Source organism: Acidaminococcus massiliensis (genome assembly GCF_900095825.1).
In the GTDB taxonomy this organism is placed as follows: Bacteria; Bacillota; Negativicutes; order Acidaminococcales; family Acidaminococcaceae; genus Acidaminococcus; species Acidaminococcus massiliensis.
Genome location: NZ_LT608315.1, coordinates 2,546,802 through 2,572,175, shown reverse-complemented (window position 1 = coordinate 2,572,175; position 25,374 = coordinate 2,546,802). Strand labels below are relative to the sequence as shown.

Here is a 25,374-nt window from a genome sequence, read left to right as displayed (position 1 = left end):
GGAAGCTATCTATGAATAAAATCTACAAAGTCATCTGGAGTAAAGTCAAAAACTGCTATGTCGTGGTATCCGAAATCGCACGGAACCATGGGAAGGAACATTCCAGCCGAAAGAATATACCAGGGGGGGTATATAGTTTAGCTTTGGCCTTGGGACTGGCTTTCTCTTCGGTCCCTTTGGTTTCTGCAGCTGCCGCCAATACAGGCAATGCCTTGGCCAACCAAGCGGTGAATATCGAAGACAAGACGGAGACCACGGCCCAGGGAAGCGATGCCTACGCCACTTATGATTCTCAGGGTAACCTGATCGTCGGAAAGGACAACCAGGTCTCTCCCATCCAGAAAGACCCCAAAACCGGCAATGCCCGGGTGGACAGCAAACCGGGAAATGTGGTGCTGGGGACTCGGAACGGGGTGGGGAAATTCACCCATTCCACGGAAACCAAGAAGCCCATCAGCGGGGATGCTTCCTATGCCTATGAGAAGCTGGATACGGAATGGATCACAGTGAAGGTGTACAATCCCGATACCAATTCCTATGATGACAAACAGGTGGAAGTCTATAAGCTGACTCCCGGCCAGTACATGGATGACGAGTATAACGTCCGGGCCAAATATCCGGAACGGAGTTATTACAGCACGGATGAAGACTACCGCAAGGCAGTGGAAGTCTACAACAATGTGGCTACCTATTACGGACAGGACCGGACCCGCCAGTCTTATTATGTCAGTGGGGCTACGGCAGTGGGCGTGGACAATGTGGCGGAAGGGGACCATTCCACGGCCATTGGCAACAAGGCTAAGGTCCTGAATTCTGTCAGCAGCTACTACGTGGATGCTTATGGAAAACTGACCAGCAACCAAGCGGATGCCCGCTTTTGGCTGGATGAACAGGGGAACATCACCAACAGCCGGCAGGGGTACTATGCTTCGGACGGGACCTTTGTGGACCGGTATTATATGGTGCCCCGGCTCATCGATTCGTCCGATGCCGTGGCCATAGGCAGCGATGTGACTGCTGAGGGACGGTCCGCGGTGGCCATCGGCCATCAATCCTACGCCAAAGAATACAGTGTAGCCATCGGGGAAAACAGCGTGACTGATTACATGGGTGTGGCCATCGGCAAGGACAACAAGGCCAAATACGCCAGCACCGCCATCGGCCATACCAACAGCGCTAATGGATACTATACGGCAACATTGGGGGTCAATAATACAGCTCGTGCAGATGAAAGCACCGCAATCGGCTACGGCAACAGCGTGGATGGGCAGCAGCAGAATGGCGGCACCACGCCGAAAGCAGCTTATACCCATGTACTGGGTTCCAATAATACCGTGAAAGGCAATTATAATGCTGTATTCGGCGATACCAATACGGTGACCGGGGCCTATGCCCTGGCTCTGGGTGGACACAACACCATTAGCGGCACCAATACGAATGATGCTGATGGAGATTACGGTATCGCCATTGGTTACGGCAACAATGTGGAAAAGAATGCCCTGGCCCTGGGCCTGAACAGCAACTCCATCCATGATGGCAGCATTGCCATCGGGAATCAGGTCAATACGACAGGGGATAATAACAACGGGGCAACTGATTCTATTGCTATTGGTACTAAAGCTTCCGTTCATATGAAGAATGGTATCGTTTTAGGTAATGAAGCCTATGCCGGGAACAATGGGGACGACAGTGAGGGGGCCATTGCCATCGGTCATCAGGCAAGATCTGCTGCCGGAGAAAGTATTGCCATTGGCACCCAAGCCACTACCGGCAACAACGTTGGTTCTACCGGCATGACGAATATCGGGGCCATCGCCATCGGTTCCAATTCCACGGCTGATACGGTCTATGATATCGCCATGGGGTGGGGAGCCAACACCAGCAATACTGTCAATGGAGGAGCCATTGCTCTGGGGCACAATGCCACCATCGAACAGGGCGGCCAGGCTTCGACAGCCATCGGCGATTCCGCCCGGGTTAAAGAAAACCTCCATGATGCAGTGGCCTTGGGCAGTCAGTCCTATGCAGAACGGACCGCCAACAACCAGGGCGGGTATGACCCGGCTAGCAACAGCAAAAATTATAATGCCGGTTCTGACCCAGTGTGGAATTCCACCCTGGCGGCGGTTTCTGTGGGTTCTTCTGAACATGATGTCTGGGATGGGACGAAAAACATCCACTATGCCCAGCAAACTCGCCAGATCACCAATGTGGCAGCTGGGAAAGAAGACACGGATGCCGTGAACGTGGCCCAGCTGAAACAGGTGGTCAGTCTGGTCAACAATGGCGGCGGCAGCGGCACCGGCGGCAGCGGCGTCCACGATTACAGTGTGAACTCCGTAGATCCGGCCAACGATACCAACTACAATAATACCGGTGCTACGGGGAACAACGCTCTGGCTGCGGGGGTCAATGCAAAGGCAACAAAAGAAAATGCTGTAGCCATCGGTACAGGTGCAACAGCGGACGGCGTAGGGGCTACGGTCATTGGTCAGTACGGCACAGCTACCGGCCGCTATGCTCTGGCCTTTGGAGGCCAGCAGACGGACACTTCGGCGGCAGCGGCAAACAATGTGGCCAGCGGGGATAATTCTGTGGCCTTCGGGGAACGGAGTACAGCCAGTGGCAGCAATTCCACGGCCTTCGGGCAGGGAACTAAAGCAACGGAAAAACGGGCCACAGCTTTTGGTCAGCGGACCCAGGCTACCCAGTCCAATGCGACGGCCTTTGGCATTGACACCATCGCTTCCGGGCAGAATGCTACGGCCTTCGGTAATCTGACCCAGGCGACAAAGATCGGAGCGACAGCTTTTGGCAATAAGAACCAGGCCACGGGTCAGTACGCCACGGCCTGGGGCGGCGGAGACAAAGTCGTTGATAATGGAGATGGTACGACAACGAAAGTCGGCACCGTAGCCAGCGGAACCTATGCTACGGCCTTTGGAGAACGGACGGTTGCCAGCGGGGAAAGTGCCACTGCTTTTGGCAGCGATTCTACGGCCAGCGGGAAAAATGCTGCAGCCTTTGGCGAAAATTCTACAGCTTCCGGTGAAGCTTCTACTGCCTTTGGTATCGGCTCCGCGGCAGCGGCTAAGAACTCCCTGGCGGCTCTGGGTGGCACGGTAGCAGAAACGGCAGAGAATGCCGCCGCCATCGGCAATGGTGCACAGGCTAAACTGGCGGATACGGTGGCACTGGGCAGCGGATCCGTAGCTGACCGGCAGAGCGGTGTCAAAGGGTATGATGCCGCCACCGGGGCGGAAACGACCCAAACTTCTGCCGCCTGGGTTGCCAATGCCAATGCCATCGCGGTGGGCAACGGAAGCACCCTGACCCGGCAGATCACCGGGGTGGCAGCCGGCTCCCAGGATACGGATGCGGTGAACCTGGCCCAGCTGAAAGAAGTGGGCAAACTGGCAGGGAAACACACCACTGTTTCCGTTGGGGGCCAGAAGGCCGACGCTGATGATGCCTTGGTCAAAGGCGGCAATCTGGAACTGAAGCGGCAGACCACCGGCGGCCAGGCCAATTACGACGTGGCCCTGAGCAAAGATGTGGTCCTGGGCGAACAGGAAGAACACAAAGGCGGCAGCCTGGTAGTGAACAGCGTGGCCCAGTTCCGGACGGCTCCGGGATCCAAAGAGACGTATCCGGTGAAAGAAGCGGTGAAGATTGACGGGACCACTGTCTCTGTGGTGAAGAACGATGGCACCAACGACCAACGCCAGGTGGTCCTGGGCATCGGTCAGGATACGGGCGGCTATGTGGCCCTGTTCGACAATACGGGCAAGACGCCGACCTATATCTTCAACGCCATCAGTTCCGGCATCACCTATCTGAAAGACAGCCAGTCCAATCCGGCTGACGAAGCCAATGAATTCAAACGTCTGGAATATGGGGACATCACCAACGGTTCCACCCAGTTCATCGCCACTTTGGATGATGGGCTGAAATTCAGCGGCGATCAGGGCACTGCTTCTGCGGTGAAACTGAATCAAAAACTCAGCGTCACCGGCGGAGAGACCAATCCGGACAATCTGGCCACTGCCAACAACATCGGCGTGGTTTCCAGCCAGGATGGAGACAATGGCAAGCTGGAACTCAAACTGAATAAAGACCTCACGGGCCTCAATACGGTCACGGCCGGCACAGCCAAAATCGGCCACCATGCCGATGGGGTGCTGGATACAGTCCAGAACGGCCAGCCCACTGGAGGCCATGCCAAAGGCGGAGAATTTGTGACAGGGCTGACCAATACGGAATGGACCGTAAAGGATCCCACCTATGTGAGCGGTCGGGCTGCCACGGAAGATGAACTGCGGATCGTATCCGATGCGGTGAGCGGCAATACCACCACCATCGAAAACAATACCAAGATCATCAAAACGAACACAGATGCCATCAACAGCGGACTGAGCTTTACCACCAACACCAAGGATGCTTCCAACACCAAGGAAAACTATAAGGGGTACAAAGTGGTGAAACGCAGCCTGGGGGATACCATCGCCATCAAGGCCAGCGATGAAGCAGATGGGCACAGCTACAGCAAGGCCAACCTGACCACCCGCATCGCCGAAAACGGGGACATCTCCATCCTTATGGATGAAAAGCCCACCTTTACCACGGTGACCACCGGCGATGTGATCTATACAGGCAATCCTGATAAGAAAGACAATGAGGGCAAAGCGGCCCAGGCGGACACCAGCGTCCATTATGGAGACAAGACCCTGACGGACGGTAAGAACATCACTACGTCTGACAACGAAACCAAGGCCACCCGGCTGCGGTATGACGATGCCCAGGGACTCCACCACGATATTGCTACCATGGATGACGGCCAAATCTACGCCGGAGATATCAAGGCAGACGGCACGGCCGACAACACCGGCTTTGTTCGGACCATGAATCAGAAGACCACCATCAACGGCGGCGTGAAGAGCAAGGACAGCCTTACTGACGGCAATATCGGCGTCGTTTCCAATGGCACCGACACCCTGACGGTGAAACTGGCCAAGGAACTGAAAGACCTGATTTCCGTCACCACCGGCAAGACCGTCCAGGACGACAGCGGAATCACGATCACCAATGACCCCAATGATGAAACCAAGAACGTGGTCCTCAACGGGAATAAGATTTCCTTTGGCGGCAATCAGGTCACCAATATGGGCAGTGGCATCAATAAGGCCACCAACCAGTACGATATCACCACCAATGGAGCCAACATCGGGGATGTGCAGAACATCGCCAACAGCACCGTCCAGCCGGTGATCGACACGGTGAATAAAGGCTGGGAACTGGATGTGAACGGCACCAAGCAGAAAGCCGTGACTCCCACCAGCCCGAAAGTCAACCTGATCCAGGGCCAGAACATCACCATTACTGGCGATGCGACCAACACAGATAACGTGACCATTGCCACAGCCGACGATGTGCGGTTCAACACCGTCCGGGTGGGCGGCAGTAAGACGGAGACTGGCTATACGGGAGGCATTGTCATTGGAAAGCAGTCTGGGGGAGCCAGTGCCAACCCCGATGAAAATGATTACATTACGGGGCTGACAAATATCAACTGGGACGCTACTAAAATCCAGAGCGGCCGTGCGGCTACGGAAGACCAGCTGAAAAAAGTCGCAGAAGATATCAAGCAGGGTACTGTTTCCGGTGATGTATACGTTACCGGCGGGGAAGTGACGTATCACACTGATAACGGTACAGACAATGGCCAGCCTACGGTCAATGATGGTTCGGGAAAACTCACCCTGACAGAAAACAATAAGACTACAAAGGTCGAAATCACTGGCCTCCACGATTATTATGCTACGGGGGGCAGTGTGACTGCTGACGGGAAGACCTTGGAAATCACCCGGAATGACCGGGATGAACAGGGAAATCCGAAAAAGATTTCCATCGACCTGAGCAACGTGATGAAAAACGACCTGCGCCTGGTGCAGAACCCGGATGCCGCTGATGGGAAATATACGGTAGCCCAGGATGGGACCGTGACCCTGAAGGTCCAGAATGCGGACGGGAGCGTCAGCAATAACATCACCATCGGAGGCTTCGAAGGGGTGGTGGACCATTACAAAGGCTTGAATTTCGATGCCAATACCCGGACTACAGCGGATGGGAAAGTCCACAATGTAAAAATGGGCGGGACCATCAAGGTCCAGGGCACCGATCCGGTGTCCGGGCATACCTACAGTGCGGACAACGTGACCACGGAAGTGGACGATAATGGCAACATCACCATCAAGCTGGATAAGGACCTGACGGCCAACACCGTCACTGTAGGCCAGGCCGGAAAAGAGGGAGAAAAGGGAGCTGCTGGTTCCATCGGCATCAACGGCAAGGATGGGAAAGACGGCATCACCACCACCATCATCCGCACGGAAAAGGGCCAGCCGGGGAAAGATGGCACCAACGGCAAGCCCGGGGTGGACGGTACGGACATCACCCGGATCGTCTATCAGAACGGCCAGGACGGCACCGATGGGAAAGACCTCCATACCGTGGCCACTTTGGAGGACGGCCTGAAGTTCGCCGGGGACGACGGCCAGACCGATACCGCGAAAGTCATCAGCAAGAAGCTCAACGAGCAGCTGGATATCATCGGGGGAGCCGACCTGGACAGCCTGACGGACAACAACATCGGGGTGAAGAACAAGGACGGCAAGCTCTATGTCCGCCTGGCGAAACATGTGGACTTGGATAAAGACGGTACTCTGAAAGCCGGAAATGCCACCTTCGGGGCTTTCAGCAATACGGAGCTCACCACCAACAAGAACAACCATCCCTCCGCAGGCAGCTATGCAACGGGCCTTTCTAACAAGGATTGGAACGTGGTGGATCCGGAATATGTCAGCGGCCGGGCGGCAACGGAAGACCAGCTGGCCAAGCTTTCTCAGAGCATTACCGACAGCAATACCGTACGCACGGATTATCAGCTGGTACAGAATCCCAATACGGATGACGGCAGCTATACCGCCACCAATGGAGAACTGACCCTGACAGTCCGGGATACGGAACATACCAATGATCCGAAGTATCCGGACAAGACCATCACCCTCAAAGACATCGCTTCCAAGACGAAGGTGGACGAAGCCTACGACCGGACCGTAAAGTATGATATGAAGGATGGGAAGGTGGACAAGACCCACGTGACCTTTGAAGCCACGGACGCCGATGGCAATCCTGTGGATACCCAGGTGAGCCATATGGCCAGCGGGGCCTCGGAAATCACCGACGATGGAAAGGGCAACAAGACCTATACCTACAATACGGACAACAATGCCGCCAACATCGGAGATGTGAAGCGCCTGGCCGCCGAATCCAGTCTGCACTACAGCGGGGATAGCGGTACGGGAACCAGCCAGTTGAAGGATACAGTGGCCTTCAATGGCACGGAGGGACAGATCGTCACCGAAGCCACCAATGGCAAAGTCACCTTCAAATTGGCTGACGACCTGATGACCCAGACCATCACCGTCACCGGCAAGGATGGGAAAGACGGCCAGCCAGGGACACCGGGCCGTATCGGCATTGACGGAAAAGACGGAAAATCCAGCATCGGCCTCGATGGGAAAGACGGCATCTCCATCAAAGGGGAAAATGGTACCATCGGCCTGAGCGGCAAAGACGGCATTTCCGTCAAAGGCAAAGACGGCAAGGATGGCGTCACCATCACCGGCAAAGACGGCGTGGATGGTGTGGACGGCGCCGAAGGCCATATCGGACTCAACGGCAAGGACGGCATGGTGGACATCTGGACGAAGCCGGGCAGACCGGGGGTCGACGGAAAGGATGGAGAAACTCTGACCCGCATTGTCTACAAGGATCCGGCTGGTCAGGAACATCAGGGAGCTACCCTGGATGACGGCCTGAAATTCCACGGGGACAGCGGCGATGTGGTGACCCGTAAGCTCAACACTCAGCTGGATGTTCTGGGCGGCCAGACCGATACAACCAAACTGACGGCTGTTGCGGATGGCAACATCGGTGTCGTTTCCACAAAAGCAGCGGAAGAAAGCTCCAACGGAAAACTGGAAATCCGCCTGGCCAAGGAACTGAAGAACCTTACCAGCATACAGACTGGGGATACCACCGTGGATGGCGACGGCCTGACTATTGAAAAAGCCGGGAAAGACGGCAAGGGGACCATTGCTATCAGCAAGACCACCGTTTCCATGGCAGGGAACCAGATCACCAACATGGGCAGCGGCCTGGGGAATACATACACCGATACCGGCGACAACAATGGCGCCAATATCGGGGATGTGAAAAAAATCACCGATGGACGCCGGACTACCGTGAAATCTACCGACGGCAGTGTATCCGTAGTGGATCGAAATGCCAATGACCCCAATGCCACCAGCCATGACTATGACCTGTCCGTGGATACCACGAAAGTGGCAGGAGCTGTGGATCTGAAATACAAGGGCGACAACAATACTGAAGGCAGCAATAAGCTCAGTGAAGCCGTCACCTTCAGCGGTACAGCCAATCAAATCGTGACCCAAGCGGAAAACGGCAAGGTCACCTTCAGCCTGGCGGATGATGTGACCACCCAGACGATCACGGCGAACGGGAAGAACGGCAATGACGGCCAGATTGGAATTGCCGGCAGGAACGGGGCTGACGGCTCTGTGACCACCCTCATCAAGACGGTGGGAGCCAAAGGGACTGACGGCAAAGACGGCATCCCCGGCGTGGACGGCCAGCCTGGCAAGGACGGCATCACTCGGCTGATGTATGAAGAAAAAGGCGGTACGGAACACCATGTGGTGGCCACCCTGGACGACGGTCTGAAGTTCGTGGGCAACGACGGTAACGTGGTCGCCCGGAGGCTCAATGACACCCTGTCCCTCAAGGGCGGCATCGATGATGCAGAAATGCTGGCTGACAAGAGCCGGGTATCCATCCGCAACCTGGGGGTCCGCCAGAATACGGCGGGAGATGGGCTGGAAATCGTCATGACCAACCGGCCGGATTTCGAAGCCATCACCGTAGGCCCGGACAGCAGCGGGGTCCATAAGATTACCATCGGCCGGCAGGACAACCAGAATGGGGACCCCAACCCGGCCAAAGGCAACTATATCACCGGCCTGGACAATACCCAGTGGGATGCTGGCCATATGGTGGCTGACCGGGCGGCGACGGAAGGCCAGCTGAGTCAGGCCATCACGGATATTTCCGGTAAGGATAAAGGCGGCTTCGGCCTGGCTGACGAAGCGGGCGGCACCGTGAAGAAAGACCTGGGCCAGACGGTTACCGTCAAGGGCGATGGGAAGAACATCGAAACCAAGGTCAACGGCGATGCCTTGGAAGTATCCCTGAAGAAGGATGTGGACTTGACCAAAGACGGCAGCATCAAGGCTGGGAATACTACCATCAACGGTGATGGCGTGGAAACCAACAAGGTCAAAGTCGGTGACATCACCATTACGGATCAGGGCATCAACGGCGGAACCAAGCAGATCACCAACATCGCCAGCGGCATCGACGGCAAGCAATATGCGGAGGCCGGCGACAACAATGCGGCCAGCATCGGGGATGTGAAGAAAATCGCCGGAGACGAAGCCGGTAAGGCGGCTGAAGCGGTCAAGTCCAAGAGCGGCAAGAACATCACCGTAAAAGACGACCACACGGTCAATCTGAATGACAACATCACCCTCGGTGATGAAACGGATGCATCCAAACAGGTTTCCATCGACGGAAACGGCGCCAAAGTCACGGCTGGCGACGGGGCCAACCAGGTCACCGTGGACGGCTCCAAAGGACAGGTGACCATCGGGTCCGGTGACAATGCTATGACCCTGGGCAAACAGGCCAATACGGCCGGCGACAGCAACCCGGCAAATGGAAACTTCTTGAACGGCCTGGAAAACACCAAGTGGGATGGCAAGAACATCCAGAGTGGCCGGGCGGCCACGGAAGACCAGCTGAAGACTGTCAGCGATAAGGTCAACAGCGGCCGGAAATTCCAAGGGGATGACGGCCAGGAAGTGAAAGTGGGCCTGGGTGAGACCCTGAACCTGAAGGGCGGTGCCAAAGAAATCAGCAGCGCTGACAACATCGGCATCGTGAAAGGAGATGACAATACTCTGAATGTGCGCCTGGCCAAGGATATTACCGGTCTGAACAGCGTCACGACAGGCAACACGACCATCAACAACAGCGGTCTGACGGTGAAAACCGGGGATTCCAACCGGAATATTACGGTCCAGGACGGCAAGGTGGATATGGGCGGCAACCAGATCCACAATGTGGCACCGGGGACGGCGCCGACGGATGCGGTGAACGTGAGCCAGCTCCAGCAGACCGGCCGAGCCATCAACCAGCTGGGCAGCAGCCTGGACAAACTGGGAAGCCGGGTGGACCGGGTGGGGGCCAATTCAGCCGCCCTGGCCGCCCTCCATCCCCTGGATTTCGACCCGGACGACAAGCTGGACTTTGCGGTGGGGGCCGGGAACTACAGCGGAGCCAATGCTGTGGCCCTGGGAGCCTTCTACCGGCCCAACGAAGATGTGATGTTCAGCATCGGCGGCAGCACCGGCGGAGGAGAGAACATGGTGAACGTTGGGGCCACCTTCAAGATCGGCCAGCACAACCATGTGTCCAACAGCCGGGTGGCCATGGCCAAGGAAATCCGGGACCTGAAAGCCACCGTGGGGAAACTGACCCAGATGGTGAACACTCTGGCTGGAAAACCGGTGGTGAGTGGCAGCGGAGCAGAGCATCATGTGCTGTTCCCGGATGTGCCCAAGAACCACTGGGCCTATGATTACGTGACCAAACTGGCCAAGGCCGGCATTGTGGAAGGGTATGAAGACGGAGAATTCAAAGGGAACCGGATGATGAGCCGGTATGAATTCGCCGCCCTGCTGTACCGAGCCATCAATGCAGGGGCTGCCTCCAATCCGGAACTGAACCGGGACGGGACCCTGGACAAACTGGTGGAAGAATTCAACGGAGAACTCCAATACATCACCATTGCGGTGGTGGAAAAGGATAAGAAAGGGAAGCCTACCATCGAACGGGTACGGACGGTGGAGGATGACCGGGACCATCACAGGAAGTGATGGATTTGCAGATAGAAAGAGGAGGTACTGCACAGCCTGTGCAGCACCTCCTCTTTCTTCTGCGTGATAGATGCAGATTTGTACCATTCTGGCGGGAAAAGATGTTTTCTATATGAAACACTGGAAAATCATCAAAATACGCCAAAAACGGATGAACTTGCAAAAAAACGAAGATATACAATCAATTAAATCCAGCAGTTATGCCTGATAATAGAAGAAAAAAAGCGATTTTTTTTCTTCTTCCTCACTTTCTTGCCAGCTATTTTTCACTTCCATAAAATTAAACAAATACATAGATATTGCAGCTTGAACAGACAATTGCCATGTGCTACATTAAAAATAGTCATTGCAGCAGAACTATGTTTAGTCAATAACAAGGATAATCTTGTGTGAAAAATCATTTTATTTTGGGTGGATACAGTATCATCATGGGGGGAGCAGTATGAATCGCATTTACAAAGTCATTTGGAGCAAAGTACGGAACAGCTGGGTGGTGGTGTCGGAAATCGCCCGGAACCACGGGAAGGAACGTGCCAGCCGGCAAAACAGGAACCCAGGAAGTGCCTGTGCCTTGACTTTGGCGCTGGCACTGGGGTTTATCTGGCCAGCGGGAGCCTGGGCGGCTGATCCAATCGATCTGGGCAACGGAGGAACTGCAGTTTATGATGATAATGGCAACCTGACCATTGGGAACCAGGTCCACGGAGAAGGGGAAAAGAAAGCGGGGAAGAACAATACGGTCATCGGTACGGAGACCGATACCCTGCGTCAAGATACGGAAGATTCCACCAAGGGCCAACCGATGGATGAGGCCAATCAACAACTGGTGAAAGGGGAAGGCCAAGCGAACGATCTGGTCATCTCCACGGAGGCAGAAGGCTCTACGGCCGTAGGCTATCAGAGCCGGGCCGAAGGGGAACGCTCGACGGCTATCGGCAATCAGGCCCAGATTACCGATAAGCCTATCGTCTATTATGCGGATGCAGATGGCAACAAGACCACAGATAAGGACAGTGCGGCTTGGTATAAAGATCAGGACGGCAAGCCCACCCAGGTACCCCAAGTCTTCCGGGATGCAGACGGAAACACCACTGCCACGCCTCAGTACGTCCATACTTATACGGTCAAAGACCCTGCCACCGGGGAAGAAACCACCAAAACTGAAATCACCAGCGATGTTTCCAAAGCCGATCAAAAGGATGGCAAGCCGGTGTATAACTATCAAAAATCCGACAACCTGGACAAACTCTATTCTGTCACCCTCTATCAGGCGTCCAACGACTCCATCGCTGCCGGGTCCAGTGTTTCTGCTCAGGGCAGTAAGGCCGTGGCTGTGGGCTATAATTCCAGTGCCGAAAGTTCTGCCGTTGCCATCGGCGATACGGCCGCAGCCAAGGAAAATACGGTGGCCATCGGCAAAGGTACCACTGCTGTACCGGATGGTTCCATCGCATTGGGGGCAGGGTCTCAGGCAGACCGTTCCGGCGGCGAAATCGGCTGGGATCCCAAGACGGGCACTACATCTGTCAAGACCGGTACAGCCTGGCAGTCTGGCACAGGGGCCCTTTCTATAGGCAATGGCGGTGCCAGCCGTCAAATCACCCATGTGGCCGCCGGCAGTGAAGACAGCGACGCCGTGAACCTGGCCCAGCTGAAAGAGGCCATGACCCATTATTACAGCGTGAAGACCACGGAAGCAACGGATGCAGCTGGGAACAACAACTACCTGAACGATGGAGCCACCGGGAACAATGCCTTGGCGGCCGGAGTCAGCGCCGTGGCCAAGGGGAACAATGCTACGGCCGTGGGCACCCAGACCTATGCGTCGGGAGAGAATGCTTCCGCCTATGGATACCGTTCCGTGGCCAGCGGTACGAACAGCCTGGCCATCGGCTCCGGGACCAGCGCCCAGCAGGAAGGCTCAATCGCCGTAGGGGGCCATGCCCAGGGGTACTATGCGGTGCAGGTGGGGACAGGTTCCACTGCCCAAAGCGCTTACTCGGTAGCGGTAGGGGGCCATGCCAAAGGAGACCATTCTGTGGAAGTTGGGTATGGTTCTACGGCCCAGGGCTCTTATTCCACGTCTGTAGGCGGCCATGCCATTGGAGATGATTCCATTGCCATTGGTTCAGAATCTAAAACAATAGGTGGGACTATTTATAGGACTTCAGCCAGTGCTGTAGGGAGCAATTCCATCGCCATCGGAGGCCATACCAACAGCGCTAATGACATCGCCATCGGGGCCGGTTCTGCTACAAGCGGCGGCCAGGCTATTACCGTAGGAGGTTCGGCTACGGGCAATCAGGCGGTTTCCATTGGCGGCGTGGCTACCAATGGTCAGGCAATAGCTGTGGGGCACGGTTCTTCGGCGACTGGGTCTCAGAGCACGGCCGTGGGCGGCCATGCCGGTGATACGAATGCCACGGCCGTAGGGCAGGGGGCCAATGCCACCTATGCGTATGCCACGGCCGTAGGCAATGGCTCTGTGGCTTCAGGGGATCATTCCACGGCCCTGGGTTATGGGACATCTTCCCAAGGCAGCAACTCCACAGCCATTGGCGGGGCCAGTGCCAAAGGGACCAATGTGACGGCTATCGGCAAGAACTCTACTGTTGGCGGGTATTGGAGCGATTCCATTTCGGATTCCACGGTCATCGGGGGCGCCCATATCAGCGGAAGTTTAACCAGTGGTACGGCCATCGGATCCAATGCTTCCGTCACAGGTTCCTATGGGGTGGCGTTGGGGCAAAATGCCAGTGTGGCTTACCGGAGTACTGGCGTAGGATCAGAAACCAAGTCTTCCAATACGGGCACGGCTGTAGGTTATGGAGCTCAGTCTTCTGGGTACCAATCCGCTGCGGTAGGGGCCGGTTCCATGGCCACGGGACAAAATGCAGTTTCTTTGGGCGGCGGCGGAGCCTGGGGGGATTACAGCATCGCCCTGGGGTCCGGAGCCGGGACTACGGCCCATGCCATTGCTCTGGGCCAGAACAGCGGGGCCTGGGGTGAAAACGCCATTGCCATCGGGGAAGGGACCAACGCCTGGCGGGCCAATTCCATCGTTTTGGGCAAGAATTCCAAATCTGGGGCGGATAAAAATATAGAAGGCTATGACCCGCGGACCGGGGTGGCTTCTGTGGAGGATACCGCAACCTGGTATTCCACGGACGAAGCCGTTTCCATCGGCCGGGCAGAAGAACGAGATGGGGATGGCAAAATCACGGCCACGGCCATTACCCGCCAGCTGAACAATCTGGCTGCGGGGACCCTGGATACGGACGCCGTCAACGTGGCCCAGCTGAAAGCCGCCACCCAGAAGATCAACATGCATGACTACAGCGTCAACTCCACCGATACGGAAACGGATACCAACTATACCAACGGTGGCGCCCTTGCTAAAAATTCCCTGGCAGCCGGAGTCAGTGCATCTACTACCAAAGAAGCAGAGAATGCCGTGGCCATCGGCTATAAGGCCAAAGCAGAAGGTGTCGGCGCTACGGTCATCGGCCAGTATGGCAAAGCGACTGGCCGCTATGCCCTGGCCTTTGGCGGGCAGCAGACGGATACCACGGCAGAACCGGCCAACAATGCAGCCAGCGGTGACAATGCGGTGTCCTTCGGTGAACGGACCGCAGCCAGCGGCAGCAATGCCACTGCCTTTGGGCAAGGAACTAAGGCAACGGAAAAACGGGCCACAGCCTTTGGCCAGCGGACCCAAGCCACCCAGTCCAACGCCACGGCTTTTGGCATCGATACCCTGGCTTCCGGACAGAACGCTACAGCTTTCGGCAATCTGACCCAGGCAACCCAGATCGGTGCTACGGCTTTTGGCAACAAGAACCAGGCCACCGGCCAGTATGCCACGGCCTGGGGCGGCGGGGACAAAGTCGTTGACAATGGGGACGGGACCACGTCCAAAATCGGTACCGCAGCCAGCGGCACCTATGCCACTGCTTTTGGGGAACGGACCCTTGCCAGCGGAGAAAGTGCCACGGCGTTTGGCAGTGATTCTACCGCCAGCGGGAAAAATTCCCTGGCTTTCGGGGAAAACTCCATGGCTGCGGCAGAAAATTCATTGGCTGCTTTGGGCGGTATAGTAGACGAAACAGCCACCAACGCTGCCGCTATTGGCAATGGCGCACAGGCCAAACTGGCTGACAGCGTGGCTCTGGGCAGCGGGGCTCTGGCCAACCGCTCCAGCGGTTCCAAGGGCTACGATGTATTGACCGGGGAGGCCGCTACAGAGACTTCTGCAGCCTGGGTTTCCAAGGCCAACGCCATTGCCATCGGCAACGACACGGAAGGCAGCCTGCTGACCCGTCAGATTACCGGTGTGGCGGCCGGTTCCCTGGATACGGATGCGGTGAACGTGGCCCAGCTGAAAGCGGCAGGCCTCGGCTTCACCACCAACACCAAGGATGCTTCCAATACTACGGACAACTACAAGGGCTACAAAGTGGTCAGCCGGAAACTGGGGGATACCATTGCCATCAAGGCCAGCGATGAAGCGGCTAACCACAGCTACAGCACCGTTAACCTGACCACCCGGATTGCGGAAAACGGGGATATCTCCATCCTCATGGATGAAAAAACCACCTTTACGTCGGTCACCACCGGCGATGTGATCTTTGCCGGCAATCCAGATCTCACGGACAAGGATGGCAAGGAGGCCAAGGCGGATACCAATGTTCATTACGGGGACAAGACCCTGACGGACAGCCAGAACATCACTTCCGCCGACAATGTCACCCAAGCTACCCGTCTCCACTATAAGGACGGCCAGGGCCATACCTATGAACTGGCCACCCTGGATGACGGCCAGATCTACGCCGGTGACATCAAGGCAGACGGCACGGCTGACAGCACCGGCTTTGCCCGGACCCTGAACCAGAAGACCACCATCAATGGTGGTGTGACCAATAAGGACAGCCTCACCGACGGCAACATCGGTGTGGTCTCCAACGGCACCGATACCCTGACGGTGAAACTGGCCAAGGACCTCAAGGACCTGAACTCTGTCACCACCGGCAAGACCGTCCAGAACGACGGCGGCATTACGATTACCAACGACGCCAATGATGAAACCAAGAATGTGGTCATCAACGGGGACCAGATTTCCTTCGGTGGCAACCAGGTCAAGAACATGGGCAGCGGTTCCGATGGCACTGACGCTGATAAAAAGCCTACCTACAATACCCTGACCAACGGGGCCAATATCGGCGACGTGAAGAACATCGCCAACACCACTGTCCAGCCGGTGATCGATACGGTGAACAAAGGCTGGGAGCTGGATGTGGACGGCACCAAACGGAAGGACGTTACACCCACCAGCCGGGTGGTGAACCTTGCGGCCGGCCAGAACATCGAACTGGGAGGCACCGGAGATACGGTGACCATTGCTACCGCCGACGATGTGCGGTTCAATACGGTCCGGGTGGGCGGTACCAAGACCGGTGACACCTACAGCGGCGGTATCGTGATCGGGATCCAGAGCGGCAAGAATGCGGATGGTACGGAAAGTGCCAACTCCAATGACGATTATTACATCACTGGACTGAAGAACACCAACTGGGACAGCAAAAAAATCCAGAGCGGTCGGGCGGCTACGGAAGACCAGCTCCAGGCTGTGGCCGATGAAATCAAGAATGGCACGGTGAAGGGCGATGTCTACGTATCCGGAGGCGCTGTAACCTACAATGGAGAAGGCACGGATACCCAGAAAAAGGACGGTAAGGGCAGCATCACACTGACCCGTCAGAATGGCACGGACGTGCACATTGACGGCCTCCACGACTACTACATCACGGATGGTACGGTAAGCGATGACGGCAAGACCCTGGAACTGACCCGGAATGACGTGGATGACCAGGGAAATCATCAGAAGATCACAGTTGACCTGGGCAATGTACTGAAACACGACCTCCATCTGGTGCAGAACCCGGCGGCTGGTTCTGCTGGAAAGTACATGGTTGATACGAAAACCGGCACGGTGACCCTGAAGGTCCAGAATGCGGACGGGACGGATGCCAGCGACATCACCATCGGCGGTTTCGAAGGACTGGGCCAGGGCCTCAAGTTCGGGGCCAATCAGAAAGCGGCCGATACCGGCTCCAACCCGGTGACCAACCAGCTGGGCAGCACCATCAACATCACCGGTGCTGGGGATAAAACACTGGATAAATACTCCGGACAGAACCTGCTGACTTCTGTGGAACAGGATGCAGACGGCAACACCACCATCCATGTGCTCATGGACAAGAATATTTCCGCGGACAGCGTGGTGGTAGGCCAGGAAGGTAAAGCTGGGAAAGACGGCAAGGATGGGTACATCGGCATCAACGGCAAAGACGGTGTTGATGGCATCACCACCACCTTCATCCGCACCGAAAAAGGCCAGCCTGGGGCAGACGGAAAGAATGGCAAACCGGGAGTGGACGGCAAGGACATCACTCGTATTGTTTATCAGAACGGCCAGGACGGCACCGACGGGAAGGATACTCATACGGTAGCCACACTGGATGACGGCCTGAAGTTTGCCGGGGATGACGGCCAGGATGATGATACAAAAGTCATCGCCAAGAAACTCAATGAACGGCTGGACATCGTGGGCAAAGCCCAGGGCGAGCTGACGGACGCCAATATCGGTGTGACGAAGGATGACAACGGCAAACTCTACATCCAGCTGGCCAAACATGTTGATTTGGATGATGGGACCCTGCAGGCCGGTGACGCCAAGATCGGCCATTTCACCAATACGGAACTGATCACCAACAAGGGCAACCAGCCTGTTGATGGCAGCTATACGATTGGTCTGTCCAATAAGGACTGGAGTGTAACGGATCCAGATTATGTCAGCGGCCGGGCTGCTACGGAAGATCAGCTGGCCAAAGTCAGCGAAGCCATCAACAACGCCGCTACGGCCGCCGGCAAGCGTACCGTGGTCACGGTCAACGACAAATCCGATCCGGCAGTAGCTGAACCAGGAGCCAATGCCTACGGGGAATATGATACCCAGAATGGCAACCTGATGATTGCGGCCAAAAAAGACAGCGATGGCCTGATGACTTACAATATCAAGCTCAACGACAAGCTGGCTTTGGGCAAAGATGGTACGGACGGCCAGGAAGGCACTCTTGGCCTGACCGGCAAAGATGGCGTACCGGGGACTGACGGCAAACAAGGGTACAGCACCACCATCATCAAAACGGAAAAAGGACAGAAGGGCGAAGACGGCAAGACCGGCAAGGAGAATCTTGCCGGAACGGATATTACCCGTATTGTCTATACCGACAAGAATGGCCAGGATCCCCAGACCGTGGCCACCTTGGACGACGGCCTGAAATTCGTGGGCAACGACGGACAGGAAGTAGTCCGGAAACTGAATACCATCCTATCCATCAAAGGCGGCATTACGGATGCAGATGCATTGAAGAATGCCTCCACCAAGAACCTGGGCGTCCGACAGAATGCAGCCAAAGATGGCTTGGAAATCGTCATGACCGATACGCCGGACTTTACGAAGGTTACGGTGGGCGGTGACAAGAAGATCGCCATTGGCGGACAGACTAATTCTGATACAAAGAACCCGGCCAACGGCAACTATATCACTGGTCTGGATAACACCAAGTGGGATAAAGACAATGTGGTAGAAAACCGGGCCGCCACGGAAGGCCAGCTGAGCCAAGCCATCACGGACATTTCCAGTAAGGACAAAGGCGGTTTCGGCCTGTCTGACGAAGCGGGCGGCACCGTGAAGAAGGATTTGGGCCAGACGGTTACCGTCAAGGGCGATGGGAAGAACATAGAAACCAAGGTGAAAGGAGATGCCCTGGAAGTATCCCTGAAGAAGGATGTGGACCTAGGTAAGGAAGGCAGCATCAAGGCCGGGAATACCACCATCGACAAAAATGGTGTAAATACCAATGAAGTCAAAGTTGGGGATATTACTATCAATGATAAAGGCGTCAACGGCGGGGCCAAGCAGATCACCAACATCGCCAGCGGCATCGACGGCAAGCAATATGCGGAGGCCGGCGACAACAATGCGGCCAGCATCGGAGATGTGAAGCAGCTGGCTAAGAATGAAGCAAAGGCTTCTGAGGCCAAGAGCGGCAAGAATATCACCGTGAAGGATGACCACACGGTGAACCTGAATGATGACATCACCTTGGGCGACGATCCCAATAAGCAGGTTGCCATCCATGGCTCCAATGGCCAGGTAATCATCGGATCTGGTGACGGCGCCCTGACCCTGGGCCAGCAGGGGAACGACGTGGCTGATGGCAACCCTGAAAAAGGAAACTATCTGAACGGTCTGGATAATCGGAAATGGGATGGAGAGCACATCCAGAACGGTCGGGCCGCCACGGAAGACCAGCTGAAGACCGTCAGCGACAAGGTCAACAGCGGCCGGAAATTCCAAGGGGATGACGGCCAGGAAGTGAAAGTGGGCCTGGGTGAGACACTGAACCTGAAGGGCGGTGCCAAAGAAGTCAGCAGCGCCGACAACATCGGCATCGTGAAAGGGGACGACAATACCCTGAATGTGCGCCTGGCCAAGGACCTGACGGGCCTTACCAGCGTCACGACAGGCAACACGACCATCAACAACAGCGGCCTGACCGTGAAGACCGGGGATTCCAACCGGAATATTACGGTCCAGGACGGCAAGGTGGATATGGGCGGCAACCAGATCCACAATGTGGCACCGGGGACGGCACCGACGGATGCGGTGAACGTGAGCCAGCTCCAGCAGACCGGCCGGGCCATCAACCAGCTGGGCAGCAGCCTGGACAAACTGGGAAGCCGGGTGGACCGGGTGGGGGCCAATTCAGCCGCCCTGGCCGCCCTCCATCCTCTGGATTTCGACCCGGACGACAAGCTGGACTTTGCGGTGGGGGCCGGGAACTACAGCGGAGCCAATGCTGTGGCCCTGGGAGCCTTCTACCGGCCCAACGAAGATGTGATGTTCAGCATCGGCGGCAGTACCGGCGGGGGAGAGAACATGGTGAATGTGGGGGCCACCTTCAAGATCGGCCAGCACAACCATGTATCCAATAGCCGGGTGGCCATGGCCAAGGAAATCCGGGATTTGAAGGCCCTGGTAGCCCGGCAGGATGGAGAGATGCAGCAGCTGAAGACCCTGATGAACCAGCTGGCAGGAAAAACGGTGATGGCGGTGGACAAAGATGCCCTGTTCCCGGATATCCCGGAAAACCACTGGGCTTATGACTACGTGATGAAACTGGCCCGGGCTGGGATCATCGAAGGGTACGAAGATGGAGAATTCAAAGGGGATCGGATGATGACCCGGTATGAATTCGCTGCTCTCCTGTATCGTGCCATCATGGCCGGTGCCGCATCCAATCCGGAATTGAACCAGGACGGAACCTTGGGCAGATTGGTGAAGGAGTTCGACGGAGAACTGAAGTACATCCGCATCGATGTGATCGAAAAAGACAAACACGGGAACCCTACCATCGAACGGGTGCGGACCGTGGAAGACAGCAAGAAACATCATGGCAAGTAAAAAGCAGGAGGTGCTGCGCGGAATGCGCAGCACCTCCTGTTCCTATAAAACTTTGATTTCTTTCAGTCCTTGGACCAGCCAATTCCCTTGGGCATCCATCAGGCCCCAGCCTTGTTTTCCTTTGACAGGAGCTGTCTTGCCCTGGAAGGAGGCCGCTTGGGTCACTTCTGCCGGGATCCGGACCGGGAGCAAGCTTCCTTCCCGGTCCATCAGACGAAAGCTCTTTCCCTCCTGGATCCAGGTAACTTCGGCACCAGCCCCGTAGGGAATGACCGTTACCGGATCCTGCCAGATTTTGAGCACTTGGCCGCTGGTTTCGGAAACCAGCCGGGTGGAGGACCCTTCTTTGACCAGCATCCGCTGACCGCCCAGGAATTGGATGCCATCCCAGGCAAAGGGCAGGCGCAGGGAACCATCGCTGAGATCCACTACACCGTATTTCCCGCTGGTTTTGTCCTGGATGGCCCCCAGCCCTTCTGCTTCGTCCAGGCCGCCGCCGTTGAGGTCATATTTCCCCGGCCCGAACAGGATCTTTCCCTGCCGGTTGGCGAACCACAGCTCTCCCTTGTCTTTCACGAAAGTGCCCCAGGGAGTCATGGGGAATACAGAATCGTTCCGGTCATCGATGATGATTTGGCCGGACCGGTCGATATAGCCCCGTTTCACCCCGTCCCAAGTCAGGCTCAGGGGTGCTTCTGGATCGTATACACTGGTGTCCCACAGGGCGGAGCCCAGGGCTGCTCCGACGGCACTGGCCCAGTTGAAGGAACGGACTTTGCGCCGGGTCTCTGCCAGGCCGTCCTGGAAAGGGAAGACATGATCATAGGGAGCGGCAAAAAGCTCTTTGCCCTGGGTATCGATGGCTACGGTCCTGCCCTTGCTGTTTTTCACAAAAGCGATGCCTTCACTGAATCCCGTGAGCACGGCTTGGTAGACTGGGGCCAGGACAGTTTTTCCGGAGGCATCCTGGAATCCCCAGCGCCCCTTTTCCTTGAAGGGATAGAGCCCTTCAAGAGAGGCAGGGTCCTGGGCCGGCTGGCCGTCCCGGGTCAAGTACCGAGGCGCTTTTTTGTCTTCCCAAGCCATGATCGATCCGTTTTTGCCAGCTTCCAGCTTTTTGAAATGGGGTGCCAGTAGCTGACGGCCCTGGCTGTCCCAAAGGCCCCAGCGCCCCTGCTGGTCCCTGCCGGCAAAGACCGGTGTCAGGGAAGCCTGCCGGGAGATCCGGTCCAACTGGGGCACTTTCCGATGGGGATTGGGAACTAGGATGTTGCCCAGGATCTCTGCAGAGCCTTCTTTGTCCAAGCTGACGCTGCTGCTGGAATGGGTGGATGTGGTGGAAGAAGAAGTGTGGGTGGAAGATTCTGTCCGGGTGGTGGTGTGGGATTCCCGATGTTCATGGGAATAGATCTCAGCTCCCTTTTCTGCCGCGGCGGGCAATGGAAGGGAAAGAGAAGCTGCCAGAGCAGCCAGGAGCAAAGGGGATTTCAGAGAAGCAAAATGACGCATACCGTCTCCTTTCAGTAAACAAAGATATGAAGATACAAAACAATAAGAAAATTATATCATATAGAATAGTTATCCGTAAAGAAAAAGTGGCTGCTGCTTGCGCAACAGCCACCTATTTTTTTACGCTTCTTTCATGGAATTCAAGATTGCATCTACCAGATCGTTCATGCTCCGTTCTTGGCCTCCGGTCATCCGGGAGTTGATGGTCACTCCGTCCTGGAGGACGGTCATGGCCTTCATGTTGTTTTCCAGGAATTCTGTCATGAGACCGCCTACGGTGCAGGCCCAGGATCCGTTTTCGATGATCCCTACGATCCGTTTCTGCAGGTTCAGGGCCTTCATGTCTTCCAGGAAGTTCAGCATCTTGGGATAGATCCCCAGGTTGTAGGTCACGGAAGCCAGCACCAGATGGCTGTATTTGAAGGCATCGGAAATCAGGTAGGAAATGTCCGTTTTGGAAACATCGTACATATGGATATTGGTCATGCCCTTTTCTGCCAGTTTGGCTGCCAGGACGGAAGCGGTGCTCTCCGTATTGCCGTACATGGAGGCATAGACCAGCAGCACGCCTTTTTCTTCCGGTTCATAAGTGGCCCAGTGGATGTACTTGTCCACGATGTATTTGATGTTGTTCCGCCATACCGGCCCGTGGAGCGGGCAGATCATCTTGATGTCCAGCTGGCTGGCTTTGCCCAGGAGGTCCATGACGAAGGGCCCGTATTTCCCCACGATGTTGGTGTAGTACCGGCGGGCATCATCCAGCCAGTCCCGGTCGAAGTCCACTTCGTCGTTGAAGATCCGGCCGCCCAGGGCTCCGAAGGAACCGAAGGCATCGGCGGAGAACAGGGTGCCGGTGGTCAGGTCGAAGGAGACCATGGCTTCCGGCCAGTGGACCATGGGAGCGGCCACAAAAGCGATGGTGTGCTTCCCGAATTTCTGGGTGTCGCCCTCTTTCACCACAATCTGTTTTTCCCCTTCCACCCGGTAGCCGAACTGATCCATCAGGGTGAAGGCCTGTTCATTGCTGATCACGGTGGTTTCCGGGTGGCGGAGCAGCACTTCTTCGATGGAAGCCGCATGGTCCGGTTCCACATGGTTGATGATCAGGTAGTCCAGCTTCCGGCCTTTCAGGACTCCTTCCACGTTTTCCAGGAACTGCTTGCACACGGACCAGTCCGCGGTATCGAACAGCACGGTCTTTTCGTCCAGTAGCAGATAGGAGTTGTAGGAAACGCCCCGGGGGATGGGATGGATATTTTCAAACAGTGCCAGCCGGCGGTCATCCGCCCCTACCCAGTATAAGTCATTGGTTAATTTTCTTACACATTCCATAGTTATGCTCCTTTTCTCACTTTACGGGTACGAATTCAGTCTTGGCGGAGTTGCACAGCGGGCATACCCAGTCTTCCGGCAGATCCTGGAATTTGGTTCCCGGCTTCACATCCGCATCCGGGTCGCCCAGATCCGGGTTGTATTCATAACCGCAGCCCTTGCAGACATAGCGGCCTTCCGGCATGTCTTTCAGGATCAGAGGTCTCTTCATCTTGACCATGGGAGGAGCGGGCTTCTTAGGCTGTCCGTTGTTCAGGGCCTTGGCCAGGAGCGGCAGGATCACCTTCACGTCGCCTACGATGCCGTAGTCGCAGTTCTTGAAGATGGGGGCCCCGGCGTTGATGTTGATGGCCACGATGGTGGTGGCATTCTTGATGCCCTTCAGGTGCTGGACGGCACCGGAGATGCCGCAGGCAATGTACAGGTTGCCGTTGAACTTCTGGCCGCTCATGCCCACATACCGGTCAATAGGCACATACTGGAGGGTTTCCGCCACAGGACGGGAGGAACCTACCGCAGCCCCAGCCTGGCGGGCCAGGTCTTCGATCAGCTTCATATTGGCTTTTTCCCCGATGCCCTTGCCGGCGCTGACCACCCGTTCCGCATCGGAGATGGGAGTATCCAGAGGGATGCCCACGGTAAAGTCATAGCCGTCGTTCTTCAGGGCTTCCACCAGGGCTGCCACCTGTTCTTCCGGAGTTCCGTCTTTGAAGATCTGTTTCTTCCGGGCCCCGGTGATGGCCGCATTCTGTTTGGGAGCGCCCCCGTGCTTGGCCACGGACATCTTATCCGTAATGTGGGAGGCGATGACCACCCGCTGGATTTCGTTGGTGCCTTCGTAGATGGTGGTGATCTTGGCATCCCGGTAGAACCGTTCTACATCCATGCCTTTCAGGTAGCCGGTGCCGCCGAAGATCTGGAGGGCATCATTGGTGATAGAGACTGCCGCATCGGAAGCGTACATCTTGGCCATGGCACTTTCCATGCCGTAATCCTGGTGTTCCTGTTTCAGTTCTGCAGCACTGTATACCAGGAACCGGGCCGCCCGGAGCTTGGTGGCCATATCTGCCAATTTGAAGGAAACACCCTGGTTCTGGCAGATGGGGGCATTGAACTGGATCCGTTCCTTGGAATAGTTCAGAGCTGCTTCATAGGCACCCTGGGCAATCCCCAGTGCCTGGGCTGCAATCCCGATCCGGCCGCCGTCCAGGGTAGCCATGGCAATCTTGAAGCCCTGGCCCCGTTTGCCCAGCAGGTTCTCTTTGGGCAGTTTTACATTGTTGAAAATCAGTTCTGCCGTAGCGGAGGAACGGATCCCCAGTTTGTCATAATGGTCCCCGAAGGTGAAGCCGGGCATACCTTTTTCCACGATGAAGGCGCTGATGCCCCGGGTGCCTTTCCCCGGTTCAGTGACGGCAAACACCACATAGGTATCGGCTTTCCCTGCGTTGGTGATGAAGATCTTGTTCCCGTTGAGGATCCAGTGGGTCCCGTCGAATTCTGCGGTGGTTTCCGTTTCTCCAGCGTCAGAACCGGCATTGGGTTCCGTCAGGCCGAACGCCCCGATCTTTTTCCCAGAAGCCAGGGGCACCAGGTATTTCCGTTTCTGTTCTTCGGTGCCGAAAGCGAAGATGGGGTAGGACCCCAGGGACACATGGGCGGACAGGATGACACCAGCGCCCCCGTCCACCCGGGCCAGTTCTTCCACGGCAATGGCGTAGCTGATGTAGTCCAGCCCGGCACCGCCATATTCTTTGGGGAAGGGGATGCCCATCCATCCCAGTTCTCCCATTTCTTTGACTTGTTCGTCAGGGAATTTATTTTCCTTGTCCAGCATGAACGCAATGGGTTTGATCTTGGTTTCCGCAAAGCCGCGGACTTTGGCACGAAATTCTTCATGTTCCTGTGTGGTGGTAAATAACATAC

The 25,374-nt window shown here is 56.2% G+C and carries 5 protein-coding genes; 2 read left to right on the top strand and 3 right to left on the bottom strand.

What is annotated here, in order from left to right; genetic code table 11:
• The first annotated feature begins 11 nt into the window (after positions 1–11).
• Together BQ2657_RS12285 and BQ2657_RS12280 are read left to right on the top strand one after the other, a co-directional pair.
• Entirely contained in the window at positions 12–11,078 is an 11,067-nt protein-coding gene (locus BQ2657_RS12285; protein WP_075580881.1) for an ESPR-type extended signal peptide-containing protein, read from the top strand.
• A 442-nt stretch (positions 11,079–11,520) separates the two neighbouring features.
• Positions 11,521–20,607: an ESPR-type extended signal peptide-containing protein gene (locus tag BQ2657_RS12280; protein ID WP_075580880.1), complete on the top strand. Its 9,087-nt coding sequence runs from the start codon at positions 11,521–11,523 to the stop codon at positions 20,605–20,607.
• 42 nt (positions 20,608–20,649) lie between these two features.
• On the opposite strand, the gene BQ2657_RS12275 is transcribed toward BQ2657_RS12280, so the two are convergent.
• The 3 genes from BQ2657_RS12275 to BQ2657_RS13465 all read right to left on the bottom strand — a co-directional run bounded on the left by BQ2657_RS12275 (position 20,650) and on the right by BQ2657_RS13465 (position 25,372).
• Entirely contained in the window at positions 20,650–22,116 is a 1,467-nt protein-coding gene (locus BQ2657_RS12275) for a WG repeat-containing protein (protein ID WP_075580879.1), read from the bottom strand.
• Between the two features lie 120 nt (positions 22,117–22,236).
• Positions 22,237–23,448, bottom strand: coding sequence for an FprA family A-type flavoprotein (locus BQ2657_RS12270; protein WP_075580878.1), 1,212 nt, complete (start codon positions 23,446–23,448; stop codon positions 22,237–22,239).
• Positions 23,449–23,464: 16 nt separating this feature from the next.
• Positions 23,465–25,372 (bottom strand): acyl-CoA dehydrogenase family protein, encoded by a 1,908-nt coding sequence (locus BQ2657_RS13465; protein ID WP_075580877.1) that lies wholly within the window; start codon positions 25,370–25,372, stop codon positions 23,465–23,467.
• Positions 25,373–25,374 lie beyond the last annotated feature (2 nt).